The 14,857-nt window shown below is 65.4% G+C and carries 17 protein-coding genes and 1 other RNA gene; 6 read left to right on the top strand and 12 right to left on the bottom strand.

Translation table 11 applies throughout. From position 1 onward, the window contains the following. The coding region (gene rpsI, locus WC493_RS17615; protein WP_373066940.1) for a 30S ribosomal protein S9 at positions 1–399 on the top strand (399 nt) is incomplete at its 5' end. A 73-nt stretch (positions 400–472) separates the two neighbouring features. Here the strand turns inward: rpsI and WC493_RS17610 are convergent. The 3 genes from WC493_RS17610 to ssrA form a co-directional block, all read right to left on the bottom strand. Next, on the bottom strand, positions 473–952 hold the full coding sequence (locus WC493_RS17610; RefSeq protein WP_373066939.1) for a VOC family protein: 480 nt from the start codon (positions 950–952) through the stop codon (positions 473–475). Between the two features lie 105 nt (positions 953–1,057). Next, positions 1,058–1,402 (bottom strand): hypothetical protein, encoded by a 345-nt coding sequence (locus WC493_RS17605; RefSeq protein WP_373066938.1) that lies wholly within the window; start codon positions 1,400–1,402, stop codon positions 1,058–1,060. Positions 1,403–2,114: 712 nt separating this feature from the next. Further along, positions 2,115–2,436, bottom strand: a transfer-messenger RNA (tmRNA) gene (gene ssrA / locus WC493_RS17600). A 38-nt stretch (positions 2,437–2,474) separates the two neighbouring features. On the opposite strand from ssrA, the gene thyX reads away from it, so the two are divergent. Together thyX and WC493_RS17590 are read left to right on the top strand one after the other, a co-directional pair. Then, entirely contained in the window at positions 2,475–3,434 is a 960-nt protein-coding gene (thyX, locus tag WC493_RS17595; RefSeq protein WP_373066936.1) for an FAD-dependent thymidylate synthase, read from the top strand. Continuing rightward, positions 3,431–3,925, top strand: a complete 495-nt coding sequence (locus WC493_RS17590; protein ID WP_373066935.1) for a DinB family protein — start codon at positions 3,431–3,433, stop codon at positions 3,923–3,925. Before thyX ends, WC493_RS17590 begins: the two co-directional genes overlap by 4 nt. On the opposite strand, the gene WC493_RS17585 is transcribed toward WC493_RS17590, so the two are convergent. The 6 genes from WC493_RS17585 to xseA all read right to left on the bottom strand — a co-directional run bounded on the left by WC493_RS17585 (position 3,912) and on the right by xseA (position 9,237). Continuing rightward, on the bottom strand, positions 3,912–5,138 hold the full coding sequence (locus WC493_RS17585) for an RNA polymerase sigma factor (protein WP_373066934.1): 1,227 nt from the start codon (positions 5,136–5,138) through the stop codon (positions 3,912–3,914). The genes WC493_RS17590 and WC493_RS17585 overlap by 14 nt on opposite strands. After that, positions 5,135–5,482 carry a YciI family protein gene (locus WC493_RS17580; RefSeq protein WP_373066932.1) on the bottom strand — a complete coding sequence of 116 codons (348 nt, stop codon included), beginning with the start codon at positions 5,480–5,482 and terminating at the stop codon, positions 5,135–5,137. The genes WC493_RS17585 and WC493_RS17580 overlap by 4 nt, the downstream gene beginning before the upstream one ends. A gap of 102 nt (positions 5,483–5,584) precedes the next feature. Beyond that, positions 5,585–6,787, bottom strand: a complete 1,203-nt coding sequence (locus WC493_RS17575) for a 2-aminoethylphosphonate--pyruvate transaminase (RefSeq protein ID WP_373066931.1) — start codon at positions 6,785–6,787, stop codon at positions 5,585–5,587. Between the two features lie 18 nt (positions 6,788–6,805). Further along, on the bottom strand, positions 6,806–7,600 hold the full coding sequence (locus WC493_RS17570; RefSeq protein ID WP_373066930.1) for a M23 family metallopeptidase: 795 nt from the start codon (positions 7,598–7,600) through the stop codon (positions 6,806–6,808). Further along, the gene (locus WC493_RS17565; protein ID WP_373066928.1) at positions 7,597–7,803 is read right to left on the bottom strand and encodes a DUF2093 domain-containing protein; all 207 of its coding nucleotides are present in this window, start codon (positions 7,801–7,803) and stop codon (positions 7,597–7,599) included. Before WC493_RS17565 ends, WC493_RS17570 begins: the two co-directional genes overlap by 4 nt. A 6-nt stretch (positions 7,804–7,809) precedes the next feature. Beyond that, positions 7,810–9,237, bottom strand: a complete 1,428-nt coding sequence (gene xseA / locus WC493_RS17560) for an exodeoxyribonuclease VII large subunit (RefSeq protein WP_373066927.1) — start codon at positions 9,235–9,237, stop codon at positions 7,810–7,812. Positions 9,238–9,283: 46 nt separating this feature from the next. On the opposite strand from xseA, the gene purD reads away from it, so the two are divergent. Next, complete coding sequence (gene purD / locus WC493_RS17555; protein WP_373066926.1) at positions 9,284–10,564, top strand: phosphoribosylamine--glycine ligase; 1,281 nt, start codon at positions 9,284–9,286, stop codon at positions 10,562–10,564. Between the two features lie 75 nt (positions 10,565–10,639). Then, positions 10,640–11,713 carry a phosphotransferase gene (locus WC493_RS17550; RefSeq protein ID WP_373066925.1) on the top strand — a complete coding sequence of 358 codons (1,074 nt, stop codon included), beginning with the start codon at positions 10,640–10,642 and terminating at the stop codon, positions 11,711–11,713. Positions 11,714–11,734: 21 nt separating this feature from the next. Here WC493_RS17550 and WC493_RS17545 read toward each other — a convergent pair whose 3' ends face one another. From WC493_RS17545 to WC493_RS17535, 3 genes are all read right to left on the bottom strand, one after another. Next, the gene (locus WC493_RS17545) at positions 11,735–12,253 is read right to left on the bottom strand and encodes a hypothetical protein (RefSeq protein WP_373066923.1); all 519 of its coding nucleotides are present in this window, start codon (positions 12,251–12,253) and stop codon (positions 11,735–11,737) included. Next, positions 12,241–13,644 (bottom strand): HD domain-containing protein, encoded by a 1,404-nt coding sequence (locus tag WC493_RS17540; RefSeq protein ID WP_373066922.1) that lies wholly within the window; start codon positions 13,642–13,644, stop codon positions 12,241–12,243. Before WC493_RS17540 ends, WC493_RS17545 begins: the two co-directional genes overlap by 13 nt. Positions 13,645–13,743: 99 nt before the next feature. Further along, positions 13,744–14,178 carry a nucleoside deaminase gene (locus WC493_RS17535; protein ID WP_373066941.1) on the bottom strand — a complete coding sequence of 145 codons (435 nt, stop codon included), beginning with the start codon at positions 14,176–14,178 and terminating at the stop codon, positions 13,744–13,746. 78 nt (positions 14,179–14,256) lie between these two features. Here WC493_RS17535 and WC493_RS17530 point away from each other — a divergent pair. Beyond that, positions 14,257–14,857: pseudouridine synthase (locus WC493_RS17530; protein ID WP_373066921.1), on the top strand; the 601-nt coding region annotated here is incomplete at its 3' end.

Below are 14,857 nucleotides of genomic sequence, written 5' to 3'. Positions count from 1 at the left end.
GCCGTCGACGCCAAGGGCCGCACCTATGCGACCGGCAAGCGCAAGAACGCGGTCGCCCGCGTCTGGGTGAAGCGCGGCACCGGCAAGGTCACGATCAACGGTCGCGACATCGGCGTCTATTTCGCCCGCTCGGTCCTGCGCATGCTGCTGAACCAGCCGTTCCAGGTCGCGAACCGCATCGGTCAGTATGACGTCGACGCCACCGTCTCCGGCGGCGGTCTGTCGGGCCAGGCCGGCGCCGTCCGTCACGGCGTCTCCAAGGCCCTGACCTATCAGGAACCCGAGCTGCGCTCGGTCCTGAAGGCCGGCGGCTTCCTGACCCGCGACAGCCGCGTGGTCGAGCGCAAGAAGTACGGCAAGGCCAAGGCCCGCCGCAGCTTCCAGTTCTCGAAGCGCTGATCGGCGGACGGTCTTTCCAGATCAGGCCCGGCAGGCGACTGCCGGGCCTTTTCTTTTGGCATCGGGGACCGGCCTAGGGCCGCGCCGCAGCCTCGATCGCCGCGATGTCGATCTTCACCATCTCCATCATGGCCTCGAAGACGCGTTTCGAGAGGGCGCGGTCAGGATCCGCCATGAGGTCGAGCAGGCGGCGCGGCGTGATCTGCCAGGAGAAGCCCCAACGGTCCTTGCACCAGCCGCAGGCGCTGGCGACGCCGCCACTGCCCAGGATCGCGTCCCAATAGCGGTCGGTTTCCGACTGGTCCTCGGTCACCACCATGAAGCTCACCGATTCGTTGGGCTTGAAGGTCGGGCCGCCGTTCAAGCCGACGAACTGCCGCCCCAGGACGGTGAATTCGACCGTCAACTCGCTGCCCTCGCAGCCGCCGGGAAAATCGCCGGGCGCCGGGTTCACCGTGTCGACATGGCTGTCGGGAAAGGTCGCGGCATAGAAGGCGGCCGCCTTGGCGGCTTCCCCATGGTCGAACCACAGGCAGGTGACGAACCCCGGCATGTCGGTTTCCTCGTTCTGTCCGAGTGCCCTGAGTGTTTTAGCGCAGTCGCCGGCCGTCCAGCGCTTCAAGACCCGGCCGGCAACTGCCGAACCCTTTTTTTGGGCTCAGCGCCCGCGCCGCCGCGTGGCGACGGCGTCCAGCACTTCCCATTTGCTGCCCTTGGTCTTGCCCATGAAGCCGGGGAAGGTGTAGTCGTCCGGCACCAGATCGCATTCCGCCTCGGCTGCGTCGAGGTCGCCGAGGGCCAGGAAACATTCGGCGCGCATCAGGTGCGGATAGGGACCGAACCAGTGGGTGTGGTCGAGGTCGGCGACGTTCTGCCAGTCGGCCAGAGCTTGGGGCCAGCGCTTCAGTCCCTTCAGAAGTCTAGCGCGCGCCGCGTAATGTGCCGCATTCGGAGCTCGATCGAGGCGAATGCAGGTGTCCTGGTCGGCCAATGCTTCGTCCAACCGACCTTGCATGTGCCAAAGGAAGGAACGGGCCGCAAATCCTTCGGGATCGGCTGGGTGGCGGATACAGTAGCCGTCGCAGATGCTTTGAGCAGTTTCGAAATCTCTCGTCTTTTCGGCGAGGGTGAGCGCACTGTCTAATTCTGGTACTTGCGACCAAAGGAGTGGCATCGCGGCTGTCCCGTCACGGCTGAAGTCTTTGCGCCGTCCCGTTGGGCGCAAACCGATGGGTGACCCGCCACACTGCTCGCTGATCATTCCTTGGATACAGCTATTCATGCTTAGGCCACGAAGCCCATCTTCGGCGTCTAGCGGCCGGAGGTAGAGACTGAAACACTTCGATTCGGCATATGCCCGTTCCTCGGCACAGTCGATGTTGACGTGGTGAATGACTGGGGGCGAGTGGGCAGCGCCCGGCGGGCCGGCTCCATCGGTCCAGCGGCCATGATCATCTCGTGGCTGTGCTGGGTTGAAGTTGGTTTTCTCACTGGTGCACCTGCACAGTGATTGCTGCTTCATCTCTCGTTCGATGACGTTGCGCAAGTGTAGCAGGCTGATTTCGACGCGATCCGCAGCCGAGATATATCGTGCGTGACTCATCGCTTTGCCCTCTTGGCGGCCGGAACAAAAGAAGAACATCTTAATCCGGCCAATGCAATCGCAGATGGCGCCGATCCGGCTGCATAGGGGTCTCTAATGGAGGTGGAAGGTCAGTGGGGGGCTTCTGTTGCCCGGTGCCCCCCGTACCGCGCTTACCTAATTACTTAGGCAGCGAGCGCCATTTCGTTGTCGTTGGCACTTGTGTGTTTGACCCGATAACGGCGGTATCATGCCGGGCGAAAGAGCATCCCTTTACTACGCACGTCGATCCTGTTTCGCCCCCAGCATCTGCCGACCGGTTTGCCGATCGGCACATGGTGGAGGCGCCGGGTACCGCCCCCGGGTCCGTAACGTCTATTCCGAACTTCGTTTATCGCCATAGTCGGTTGCCCGACACCGGAGATATAGGGCATTCAGGGCAGGAATAGAAGCCCGCTCGCGATCCATGAGTCGGGCAAGCGAGAGAGCCGCCATGACGCCCGAGCAGAAGGCCGAGATCGAAGCCCAGCGCGCCCAGAGTTTTGTCACCCGGCGAGCCACCGTTCCGGCGCTGGAAGAGATCCTGTTCGAGGCGATCCCGGTGCTGGACCACGGCTTCATCCGGGTGGTCGACTATATGGGCGACGACGGCGCGGTGGTGCAGGCGGCCCGCGTTTCCTACGGCAAGGGCACCAAGAAGGTGCGGGAAGACGCCGGGCTGATCGCCTATCTGATGCGCCACCGGCATTCCACGCCCTTCGAGATGTGCGAGATCAAGTTCCACGTGAAGCTGCCGATCTTCGTCGCGCGCCAGTGGATCCGCCACCGCACCGCCAATGTGAACGAATATTCGGCCCGCTATTCGCTGCTCGACCGCGAGTTCTACATCCCCAAGCCGGAGCATCTGGCGGCTCAATCCTCGTCCAACCGCCAGGGCCGGGGCGACGTGCTCCCGCCCGACCAGGCGGCGAAGGTGATGAAGCTGCTGCGCGACGATTCCGAACGCGCCTACGACCATTACCTCGAAATGCTCGGCACCGGCGAGGAGCGGGCGGAGGAAGACCGCGGCCTGGCCGCTTCGGCCGAGGAAGTGGCGGTCACCGGCCTGGCGCGTGAGCTGGCGCGGATGAACCTATCTCTCAACTTCTATACCCAATGGTATTGGAAAACAGACCTTCACAACCTCATGCATTTTCTCTCGCTCAGGGCCGATGCTCATGCGCAATATGAGATCCGGGTCTATGCCGAGGCGATGGTCGACGTATTAAAGCGTTGGGTACCAGCCACTTACGAGGCGTTCCTCAACTATCGTCAGGGCGGTGCCTATCTCTCGGCCAAGGCTCTCGCGGTGGTGAAGGGCCTGCTCGACGGCAAGCCGCTGAGCCGGGAGGAGAGCGGTCTCTCGGCCCGCGAATGGTCCGAGGTGATGGCGACTCTCGGGCGCGACAAGTGAAAGACCATTTCGTCCGCCTCGCGGCCTACAACCGCTGGGCCAACGGCATCGTCTACGACATCGCCGCCGGCCTGACGGCGGAGGAATTCGGCCGTGACCTGGGCGCCTTCTTCAAGTCGGTCAAGGGCACGCTGAACCACCTTCTGGTGGTCGACCGGGTCTGGCTCGGCCGGCTGACGGGCGAGGGCGCGCCGGGCATCACCGGCCTGGACCAGATCCTGTTCGAGGAATTCGAGCCCTTGCGCGCTGCCCGCGCAGCGGAGGACGAGCGGATCGCCGCCTATGTCGAGGCGCTGGACCCGGTGGCGCTGGGCGAGACCGTGACTTATCGGAGCCTGATGGGCGGCAGCTTCCAGGACCGGCGGGTCGACATATTGACCCATGTCTTCAACCACCAGGCTCATCACCGGGGCCAAGCTCATGCGCTGCTGACCCGCCTGGGCCGGCCCAGCGCCGAGATCGACTTCCTGTTCTTTCTCAGGCGCGGATGAGGTCCCGCTGGCGGGCGAGCCAGCGCGCCTCGGCCGGCGGCGGGCTCAGGGCCAGGCAGGCGTCATAGGCGGCCAGGGCCTCGTCGCCGCGCCCGGCCCGGCGCAAAAGGTCGGCCCGTGCGGCCTGATAGGGCAGGAAATCCGCCATCTGGCCTGCCGGCAGGGCCTCGACGGCGGCGAGGGCGGCCTCGATCCCCTCGACCTCGGCCAGGACGACAGCCCGATTCAGCCGCACCACCGGATCGTCGCGCAGGAGCAGCAATCGGTTGTAGAGCGCCAGCAGGTGGCGCCAGGGCGGCGGGTCCCCGCGGTGCTGGCGGTCGCACCAGGCGCCGTGCAGGGCCGCTTGCAGGCAGCGCGGCCGGGCCCGCGACAGGGCGAGGGCGCGGCCCATGTAGTCTTCCGCCGCCGCGATCATGGCGCGGTCCCAGAGCGCCGGGTCCTGCTCCGCCAGCGGGATCATCACGCCGTCGCCGTCGACCCGCGCCGGCCGCCGCGCCTCGGCATAGCGGACCAGGGCGGCGATCGCCTGCACTTCAGGCTCGGCCGGCATCAGGCGGGCCGCGATTTCGCTCAGGGACAGGACTTCGCGGGCGAAACCGGCGTGGGGGCCGCTACCGGCACCGTCCTCATGGGCCTTGGCATAGGCGATTTCGAGGGTGGTGAGCACGGCTTCCAGCCGTTCCGGCCAATGCTCGGGGCCGGGGATCTCGAAGCCGATACCGGCCTCGGCGATCTTGCGCTTGGCCCGCACCAGGCGCTGCGCCAGGGTCGCCTCGGGCAGCAGGAAGGCGCTGGCGATTTCGGCGGTGGAGAGGCCGCAGACCAGCCGCAGGGTGAGGGCGGCCCTGGCATTGGCGGCGATCGCAGGATGGCAGCAGACGAAAATCAGCCGCAGCCTTTCGTCCGGGATCAGGCTCGAGTCGTCGGCCATGCGCTCCTCCACCGTCGGCGGCGGGGCGGGGGCGTCGGGCTGGGGCCGGTCCCGGACCTGGCGACGGCGCAGCCGGTCGAGTGCCGCCCGCTCCGCCGTCCGGTAGAGCCAGGCGGCGGGATCGGCCGGAACCGCCGCGGGCCAAGCTTCCAAGGCCCGGATGCAGGCATCGGCTAGTGCCTCTTCCGCCAGGTCGAGGTCGCGGAAACGGGCGGCCAGGGCGGCGGTGATGCGCCCGCCCGCCACCCGGACCGCGGCCTCCAGCAGGGCCGCGGTCAATCGCCCGCCAGCAGGGGGCGGATCTCGATCGCGCCGTTGCCGACCAGCGGCACCCGCCGGGCGATGGCGATGGCGGCATCGAGGTCCGGCGCGTCGATCAGGTAGAAGCCGCCGAGCTGTTCCTTGGTCTCGGCGAAGGGGCCGTCGTGCACCACCTGTTCGCCGCCGGTGCTGCGCACGGTGGTGGCGGTGGCAACACCCTTCAGGCCGGCACCGCCCTTGCGGGCATCGCCCAGCGACTGGGCGAAGGCCATGTGGCGGCCGAACATCGCCTGCAGGGCGGGCCCCTCCTTGGCGGCGCCGAACTGGGCTTCGTCTTCATAGATCAGGAGCATGTATTGCATGACGAGACTCTTCTGTCGGTCCTGGCAGGCACGCCGATCGTGCCTGTCCGAGCCATAGACGCGCCAGCCCCGCCCGGATCGACAGCGGCCGCCAAAAAAACTTCAGGCGGCGGCCACCGCCTTCAGGAAGGACTCCCGTTCCGCCAGGGCGCCGGCCGGCGGAGCGGCGCTGGCGACCCCCATGTCCTTCAGGACGGCGGCCACGGCGGCCACCACCCGGTCGACCACGGCGGCGTCGAAGCGGCCGATGGTGCCGATGCGGAAACTCTCCACCACCGTGAGCTTGCCCGGATAGAGGATGAAGCCGCGCTGCTTCATCCGCTCGTAGAAATCCGGAAAACGGAAGGCGGGATCGGCCGGGCAGAAGAAGGTGGTGATGATCGGCGACAGCCAGCGGTCGGCCAGCAGGGTCTCGAAGCCGAGCGCCCGCATGCCGGTAATCAGATGGTCGCGGTTATTGGCATAGCGCGCCCCCCGGGCGGCGACGCCGCCTTCCGCCTCGAATTCGTCGAGCGCGGTCAGGAAGGCGGCGACGGCATGGGTCGGCGGGGTGAAGCGCCACTGGCCGGAACGTTCCATCTCCGCCCATTGGGCGTGGATGTCGAGGCTGAGCGAATGCGCATTGCCCTGCGCCGCCGTCAGCACTTCGGTCCGGGCCAGCACGAAGCCGAAGCCCGGCACGCCCTCGATGCATTTGTTGGCGGAGGAGACCAGGGCGTCGAAGCGGATCGCCGAAGGCTCGACCGGCACCGCCCCGAAGGCGGACATCGAATCGATCAGCAGGCGCCGCCCGGCCGCTTCGACCGCGGCGGCGATTTCGGCCAGCGGGTTCAGGATGCCGGAACTGGTCTCGCAATGGATGGCGACGACATGGGTGATCGCCGGGTCTTCCGCCAGGATCGCGGCGATTTCGCTGCCCCGCGGCGGCAGATAGTCGCCCTTGTCGAGGAGGCGGCAGGCCCGGCCCATCTGGCCGAGGGTTTTCGCCGCGCGCAGCCCATAGGCGCCATTGGCGAGCACCAGAGCCTTGCCGTCCCGCGGCACGAAAGTGCCGAGCATGGCTTCGACGCAATAGGAGCCGGAGCCCTGCATGGGCACGCAGGCATAGTCGCCGGCCCCTTCGCCGAGCAGGGCGAGCAGGCGGCGGCGCAGGCTCGCCGTCATGGCCCGGAAATCGCCGTCCCAACTGCCCCAATCGCGCAGCATGGCCGCCTTCACGCTGTAGGAGGTGGAGAGCGGCCCCGGCGTCAGCAGCCAGGGCTCGCCCAGGCGGGGATCTTCGAACGGGGGAAAGCCGGCAGACATGGAAACTCCTCGGGGACCTTACTGAGGCGGCAGAAGCGGCGCCGGGTCGAGCTGGAGCCCGTACCAGGCGAGGCCGAAATGAAGATGCGGGCCGGTCACCCTACCGGTCTTGCCGGACAGGGCGATGACATCGCCGGCCGAAACGCGCTGGCCCGGATGCACCCGGACCTCGGAGAGATGGGCATAGAGCGTCTGCACCCCGGCGCCATGGTCGACGATCACGGTGCCGCCGGTGAAATAGAGATCGGGCTCCGCCAGGCTGACCGTGCCGGATGCTGCGGCGGCAACCGGCGTGCCCACCGGCACCGCGACGTCGAGGCCGAGATGCGGCTGCCGCGCCTCGCCGTTCAGGATGCGCTGGCTGCCGTAGATGCCGGAGATCCGCCCCTTGGCCGGCCATTGCAGGCCTGCCTCCCAATCGGTGGCGGCGCTGTCGACGGCGCGGGCGGCGGCGATGCGGCTGCGTTCGGCGGCGATCCGCTCCAGCGTCGCGGGATCGGGATTCACCTGCTTTTCCGGCAGGCCGTCGATCCGCTGGATGTCCCACGCGCGTTTGGCGATCGGGCGGCGCAGCACCGATGTGCTGCCGTCCGCCTCGGTCACCTGGAGCACCAGTTCGCCCGTCGCATCGCGCCCGAGGCCGAGGACGAAGCGCCCGTCGGGTGCCACATGCAGTGCCCGGTCCTGGTAGCGGATATGTTCGCCGGGTGCCGCATGGCCGGTGACCAGGGCGCCCTGCGCCACTTCGCCGTCGACCGTCGCCGCCTCGGCTGCGCCCGAGAGCAGCAGCACGAGGCCGACGACGAGCTTCACGGCGTCAGCCCGAGCTGGGCCGCGCGCATCAAGGCCGCCTCGGGCGAGGCATAGGCCTCCTGCCGGTCGACCGACCAATAGCGCAGGTCTTCGAGCTGGATCTGCGCGCCGGTGGCGGCGCAGATCACGAAGGCGCCGGGCCACAGGATGCGGAAATGGCCGTGCTCGAAATGCAGTTTGGCGGGAGCGCTTGCGTCCATCATGGTCTTTCAGATCAGGGTGCCCTGTTCGGGCGGCGGGCCTTCGGCCTTGCGGCCGCGCCGGCGCGGGCCGTCGCCCCCTGCCAGCGCCTGCACGCGACCGTCGGCGAATTCGATCTCCAGGGCATCGCCCGGGTGCACGGCGGCGGCCGCGGCGACCAGGGCGCCGTCGCGGCGGACGACGGCGAAGCCCCTGGCCAGCACGCCCTGATAGGACAGGGCCTCGAGCAGCTTGGCCGGCGTCACTAGCCGCTGCGCCAATTGGTCCAGCCGGCGGCCGACCGCGGGCGACAGGCGCTGCGCCATCAGCTCCAGCCGCTCCGCCTTCTGGCGGATCTCGCCTGTCAGCACCTGGGGGCGGAGGCCGGCGGCCGCTGTCGCCAGCCGGGCATTGCGCTCGCCGATCAGGCCGAGCAGGGCGCGCGGCAGCCGGTCGGAGAGATCGTCGAGGCGCAGTTCCGCCGCCTCGATCAGGCTGCGCGGATGGCGCAGCCCCCGGGCCAGGCCTTCCAGCCTGGTGTCCCGCTCGGCCAGCAGGCGGCGGGCAGCCTGGCGGGCGCGGGCGCCCAAGTCTTCCACCCGGTCGAGCAGTTCGGCCCGAACCGGCACCGCCATTTCGGCGGCGGCGGTCGGCGTCGGCGCCCGCCGGTCGGAGGCGAAATCGATCAGCGTGGTATCCGTCTCGTGGCCGACGGCGGAGATCAGCGGGATCTCGCTGCCCGCCGCGGCGCGCACCACCACTTCCTCGTTGAAGGCCCAGAGGTCTTCCAGGCTGCCGCCGCCGCGCGCGACGATGAGGAGATCGGGCCGCGGCACCGGGCCGCCTTCGGGGATGGCATTGAAGCCCCGAATCGCCCGTGCCACCTGTTCGGCCGCCCCTTCGCCCTGCACGGCGACGGGCCAGACCAGGACGTGGCGCGGAAAGCGGTCGGCCAGGCGATGCAATATGTCGCGGATTACGGCGCCCGTGGGCGAGGTGACGACGCCGATGACCGCGGGCAGGAAGGGCAAGGGCCGCTTCCGCTCCTGCGCGAACAGGCCCTCGGCGGCGAGCTTCCGCTTCCGTTCCTCGAGCAGGGCCATGAGGGCGCCGGCCCCCGCGGGCTCGATCGATTCGGCCACCACCTGATATTTCGAGCGGCCGGGATAGGTCGTGAGCCTGCCGGTCACCACCACTTCGAGCCCGTCTTCCGGCCGGAAGCGGAGCCTGCCGGCGACATTCCGCCAGGCCACGCCGTCCAGCACCGCCTCGGCATCCTTGAGGGCGAAATAGAGATGGCCGGAGGAATGGCGCTTGGCACCCGTGAGTTCGCCCCGCACGCGGACCAGGGCGAATCGGTCCTCCACCGTCCGCTTCAGTTGGGCGGAGAGTTCGGAAACCGAGAGTTCGGGCAAATTGGCAGGCGCCGGGGCAGGGGCGAGGTCTTCCATGCTCATGCGGACATGATACAAGCTTGCCCCGAAGTTGGGCGAGGGTTTAGCGATGAATGTCCTGGTGATCGGAAGCGGCGGCCGCGAACATGCCCTGTGTTGGGCGCTGGCGAAATCGCCCCTGGTCGGCCGGCTGTTCTGCGCGCCGGGCAACGGCGGCATCGCCGCGGTGGCGACCTGCGTCGAGATCGACCCCAAGGAGGTCGACCGCCTGCTCGCCCTGATCCGGACCGAGAAGATCGATTTCGTCGTCGTCGGGCCGGAGGCGCCGCTGGTCGCCGGTCTGGCCGACAAGCTGGCCGAGAAGGGCATCAAGACTTTCGGGCCGAGCGCCGCCGCGGCCCAGCTCGAAGGCTCCAAGGGCTTCACCAAGGATCTCTGCGCCCGCCACAATATCCCGACCGCCGCCTATGGCCGTTTCCACGACAAGGCTTCGGCGCTTCGCTATCTCGCCGACCAGACCATCCCCGTGGTGATCAAGGCGGACGGGCTCGCCGCCGGCAAGGGCGTGGTGATCGCCACCACCCGGGACGAGGCGGCGATGGCGATCGACGATTGCTTCTCCGGCCGTTTCGGCTCCGCCGGCTCCGAGATCGTCATCGAAGAATTCCTGGAGGGCGAGGAGGCGAGCTTCTTCGCGATCGCCGACGGCCGCCATGTCGTGCCCCTCGGCAGTGCGCAGGACCACAAGCGCGCCTTCGACAATGACGAAGGCCCCAATACCGGCGGCATGGGCGCCGTCGCCCCGTCGCCCCTGATGACCCCCGCCATGGTGGACGAGGTGATGGCGCGCATCATCCGCCCGACCGTGGCCGCCATGGCGGCGGAGGGAAGGCCGTTCAAGGGCGTGCTCTATGCCGGCCTGATGCTGACCAGATCCGGCCCCCAACTGATCGAATACAATGTCCGCTTCGGCGATCCCGAATGCCAGGTGCTGCTGGCCCGGATGAAGAGCGACCTTCTGCCCGTGCTGGCCGCCGCCGCCGACGGCGTGCTCGACAAGCTGGCGATCGACTGGGACCCGCGGCCGGCGGTCACCGTGGTGATGGCCACCAAGGGCTATCCCGGCGAATTGCAGAAGGGCGGCGAGATCCGGGGGCTCGACGCCGCCGCGGCGGTAAGCCCGGACGTCACCGTGTTCCATGCCGCGACCAAGGCGGAGGGCGATCATTTCGTGCCGGCGGGCGGCCGCGTCCTCAATGTGACGGCGCTCGGCGAGACCATTCAGGCCGCGCGCGAGACCGCCTATGCCGCCATCGCCAAGGTCGACTGGCCGGGCGGCTTCTACCGCACCGACATCGCGCTGAAGGCGATCGCCGCCGCCGGCGAATGACCGGCACGGTCCCGGTTGACCGGGAATTGCGAGCGTCCTAGCGTCGCCCCCCAATGACAGGGGAGAGGCGTTGAAATGGTCGTCCAGGCATCCGGTCCCGCCAGCGAAACTTCGGCCGTGCGCGAGGCGCATCGCTTCGACGAGGCGAAGCTGGAAGCCTTTCTGGCCGCCCGCATCGAGGGTTTCGCCGGGCCGATGACGGTCGAACAGTTCAAGGGCGGGCAGTCCAACCCGACCTATCTGCTGACCACGCCTGCGCGCCGCTATGTCCTCCGCAAGAAGCCGCCGGGCAAGCTGCTGGCCTCCGCCCATCAGATCGAGCGCGAATACAAGGTGATCGAGGCCCTGGCCGGGACCGGCGTGCCGGTCGCCCCGGCGCTCCTGCTCTGCGAAGACGCGGAAGTGATCGGCACGCCCTTCTATGTCATGGGCCATGTCGACGGCCGCGTGCTGCGCGATCCCCAGCTCCCGGGCGCGACCCCGGCCGAGCGGGCGGCGATCTACGAGCAGATGGTCGATGTCCTGGCCAGGCTCCATTCGGTCGACGTCAATGCCGTGGGCCTCGGCGATTTCGGCAAGCCCGGCAATTATTTCGAGCGCCAGATCGGCCGCTGGTCCAAGCAGTACGAAGCGGCCAAGACCGAGACGGTCGACGCCATGGACAAGCTCATGGCCTGGCTCCCCGCCAATATCCCGCCGGGCGAGCATGTCGCCCTGGTGCATGGCGACTACCGCCTGGAAAACACCATCTTCCATGCGACCGAGCCCCGGATGCTCGCCGTGCTCGACTGGGAACTGGCCACCCTCGGCCACCCGCTGGCCGACCTCGCCTATAACTGCATGCCCTATCACATCGCCGATCCCACCATGGGCAACCTGATGGGCATCGACTTCGCCGCGACCGGCATTCCGAGCGAGCCCGACTATCTCGCCGCCTATTGCCGCAAGACCGGCCGCACCGGCATCCCCAACTGGGAATTCTACCTGGCCTTCTCCATGTTCCGCCTCTCCTCGATCGCCCAGGGCGTCTACAAACGCGGCCTCGACGGCAACGCCAGCTCCGACAAGGCCATGATGTACGGCGCCGTGGCGAAATTCCTGGCCGAACTGGCGTGCGAGACGCTCAGGAAGGCGGGGGTGGGGATTTAGGGAATTGTACCAATGCTTTTCTCAGATGTTCGGCAAGTCCTTAAGAGTCGATATTTGACGCAGCCGTGAATAGAGCTGCTTAGCCTTGAGCAGTCGTCCACCTTCAGCCTTTTCCGGCTTTCTTCTGGCTGTCTCGCCCCATGGATCCGGAATCCCCTCAATCGCCAAAAATGCAGCCGTTGCAGCCAATTCCAGTTCAACTGCGTCAGCCTTCACCATCTCATCAAGAAAGCTACGGCGGCGAGTCGACATTGGACTGCCGTCAGGCGGAGTTGACGTTGAGAAAATAGAATATGATCCGCCCCAGGTAGCAGATCCTTCTTTTTCGGTAATGAATCTCATAATACTCGCGAGTTGCGTCGCCTGGGCGAGCTGCTCCGAGTAAGGACCATAATGCTTATAGCGGAATTGGAACCCAGCTCCAAAGCCAGCTTGCTCCAGGAAGAATGCAATCTTTTGAAGCCTAGTTCTTCCAACAATTTGCCCACCAGCATCGCTAACGATTGCTGTGACTCGACGTGCGTCGTCTAGGTTGGCCATTTTGACACTCCCGAGCTTATGATTTCGTTTATTTTTCTCTTCGATTCTTCGTCGCCATTCGCGTAATAAACTCTAAATGCGCGAAATTTTTTCAACGCCGCCACAACGTGCGACCGTGTGGACAAATCAACAAGCCTACCGCCTTCTGTCCGAATATTAATTTGATTAAGAGGCCCCTTGGAATCTTCCGTTAGCTTTTTATAAGGGGACCGCTCAACATCATCTATTAAGATCTTCGGCGGCGAATTGGGCGAACTGAGCGAAAAATTCGTGACAGAATCATTTAATTCGTTGCGAATATATGCGCATGCGGCGTCGCACTCTGGCGACATTGAATCCGCATCGCTCTTGTCGTGAGCGATTCGTCCTCGCACATCTATGCATTTGTATAGATTTCTGTCGCGAAGCCGCTTAGAGAATGTAGAAATAAATTCATCTTTACTTTCCGCCATTAGCGATAATGCGCCCCAAATCACTGTGTCATCCAACGACAAAACGCACTCTATATCTTCAGGATTGTTTGAGAATTTTACAAGTGGGTGATTCTTGGGCAATCCTGTATTTTCTATTGATCCATTCTTCACAAGATCGATTACACGAGAGAGCAATTCTGAATATATGTTTTCCGCACCTCTCGTTGTTTTGTGAAAATAAACGGTTGGATAAAGATGAAATAGGCCGAGGACATATGCCTCCGCCGCCAATATTGCCTTCTGCCCCAGAACAAATGTTCGGACGGGATTAAGTTTTGTTCCGTCAACACTATTTTCGACATCGCCAACTTCAAGATTTTGCATAAGCCATTCGAAATCAATGCCAGAATGTTGACTTCCTGCCATTAAACGGTCGCGCCTCATATAGTCCAGACGGTCTGCGTCAAATTGGCTTGAAACAATTGCTGAATAAATTGTGGAATTCCCTCCGCCGCTCACCATGTCCGCAACATCATTGGCAAATCCGCTACCCATATCTCTTAATTTATCGGCTATTTCTCCATGGCGAATAAGATGATCGCTTACATCCTCATGGTGGGCCATCTTAAAACCAAAACGCTCACCTATTTTTTCAAAAGCGTGGCTGAAAGGTCCGTGCCCAACGTCATGGAGTAAAGCCGCTGCCAGTGCCTGCTGAGCTTTTGTATCTTCATTTCCATAACGTTCAACGACTTTAATAAGCCGCCTTGCAGTATGGAAAACACCTATGCTGTGTAAGAATCGTGAATGTGTCGCTCCAGGATAAACAAGATCTGAGAATCCCAGTTGTCTAATGCGCCGAAGCCGCTGAAACGGCCGCGTCTGCAAAACATCCCATAGCACGCGCTCGAGTTGGGATCTTGAGGCGTTGAATTCGACAAGATCGTGAAGCGGATCACGTATCCGTTGGTCTCTCATCGGGCCTGCGAATCAAAAGGTTCCCATATACTTATATCATGGAACAAAAAGAGAACTTTCAAATGTTAAGCTCGTAGAGGACAAAAAATGTGGCTCAAACTAACGCCTCTCCCCGAAAAACCCCCTCAACACCGCCGCCGCTTCCTCCCCGCCGATGCCGTCATAGACCTCCGGCGCGTGGTGGCACGTCGGCTGGGTGAAGAACCGCCCGCCGTGGGCCACGCCGCCGCCCTTGGGGTCGTCGGCGCCGTAGTAGAGGCGGCGGATCCTGGCGAAGGAGAGGGCGGCGGCGCACATGGCGCAGGGCTCCAGCGTGACATAGAGGTCGTGGCCGGTCAGGCGTTCCTGGGCGAGGGCGGTGCAGGCGGCGCGGATGGCCAGGATTTCGGCGTGGGCGGTCGGGTCGTTCAGCTCGCGGGTGCGGTTGCCGGCGCGGGCGATCACCTGGCGCGTGCTGCCGTCGACGATCACGGCGCCGACCGGGACTTCGCCGCGGGAGGCGGCGGCCCGGGCCTCGTCGAGGGCGAGGTCCATCGGGGTCGGCGTGGGCGGGGTCGGCGGTAGGGGCGTCTTGGTCATGGCGCTTGGAAATTACACGACTATGATCCGCCCATGTCGACAGAAACGCCCCCCAAACGCACCCCGAAACGCAAGCCCGCCGCCCCTGCCGAGAGCGCAGCACCCGAGGCGGAGCGGATCGCCAAATATCTGGCGCGCGCCGGCGTCTGTTCCCGCCGCGACGCCGAGAAACTGATCGGCGAGGGCAAGGTCGCGGTCGACGGCATCGTGCTGGAGAGCCCGGCCTATAAGGTGACCGGGGCGGAGCGCATCACGGTCGAGGGCCGGGTTGTCGCCTCGCCCGACCGGCCGCGCCTCTGGCGCTTCAACAAGCCGCGCGGCCTGGTGGTCTCCCACAAGGACGATCAGGGCCGCATCACCATCTTCGACATGCTGAAATCGGCCGGCCTGCCGCGGGTCATTTCGATCGGCAGGCTCGATCTCAATTCCGAAGGCCTGTTGCTGCTCACCAACGACGGCGGCCTGGCGCGGCGGCTGGAATTGCCCGAGAACGCCTGGGTCCGGCGCTACAAGGTGCGGGTCGCGGGCGAGATCGACCCGCGCCGGCTGGAAGCGCTGAAACAGGGGATCACGGTCGAGGGCGTGCATTACGGCCCGATCGAGGTCGAGATCGACCGGGTGGGCGGGCTGAACG

The organism is Zavarzinia sp., from assembly GCF_041650655.1.
Classification (GTDB): Bacteria; Pseudomonadota; Alphaproteobacteria; order Zavarziniales; family Zavarziniaceae; genus Zavarzinia.
Note: the sequence above shows the minus strand (reverse complement) of the source record. Positions and strands in the feature narration are given on the sequence as shown.